The sequence below is a fragment of the Dactylosporangium salmoneum genome, from assembly GCF_039532525.1.
GTDB lineage: Bacteria > Actinomycetota > Actinomycetes > Mycobacteriales > Micromonosporaceae > Dactylosporangium > Dactylosporangium salmoneum.
On the sequence record NZ_BAAARV010000150.1, the window covers coordinates 1 to 843 of the forward strand.

Annotated in this window: 1 protein-coding gene; it reads right to left on the minus strand. The window is 67.0% G+C overall.

Annotation, left to right across the window (positions count from 1 at the left end):
* The coding region (locus ABD352_RS57425) for an IS5 family transposase (RefSeq protein ID WP_344621155.1) at positions 1–811 on the minus strand (811 nt) is incomplete at its 3' end.
* Positions 812–843 lie beyond the last annotated feature (32 nt).

Sequence of the window (843 nt, forward strand, 5' to 3'; positions counted from 1 at the left end):
CCGCTTCGGTCTCGATCGGGCCTTGCGGTTCGATGTCCTCACCGGCGAGGCGGGCGGCCATCAGCCGGATCATCGCTACTTTGATCATGGCTTCGGCGTGCGCGGGTTTGCGTTCGTAGTCACGGGCCAATCGTCTGCACCGTCCCAACCAGGCGAAGGTTCGTTCCACCACCCAGCGTCGGGGTAGCACCTGGAAGCCTTTCACGTCAGCGTTGCGCGGCACGATCTGCAACTCGATCCCGGCGTGGACGCGGGCCCAGCCCAGCAAACCGGCATCCACGCGGTTGACGTAGCCGGCGTCGGCCCATACCAGGCCCAGCAGCGGGAATGCCGCGGTGATGCCAGCCAGCACGAGCTTCGCGCCGGCGCGTTCCTGCACCGAGGCGGCATGGACCACGGCCTTGAGCAACAGCCCCGTCGTGTCGACCAGGACATGCCGTTTCCTGCCCCGGGTGCGTTTGCCCGCGTCCCAGCCGATCTGTTCACCACCTTCGTGGCTATGCGCGGTCTGCGAGTCCAGGACCGCCGCGGACGGCTGCGGGTCGCGGCCTTCGGCGATCCGCACGAGGTCCCGCAGCCGGTCATGGACCCGGTCCCAAGTGCCATCAGCACTCCAGCACCGAAACCACCGGTATGCCACATCCCACGGCGCAAGGTCATGCGGCACAAGCCGCCACGCACAGCCGGTGCGCAGCACGTACAGGATCGTGTCGATGACCAGCCGACGCGGATACCGCAACGGACGGCCACCACGGCGAAGATCCCGCACCGGCAACAGCGGTGCGATCACTGCCCACTGCGAATCGGTCAGCGACGACTCATACGCCGGTTTGCAGACACAAC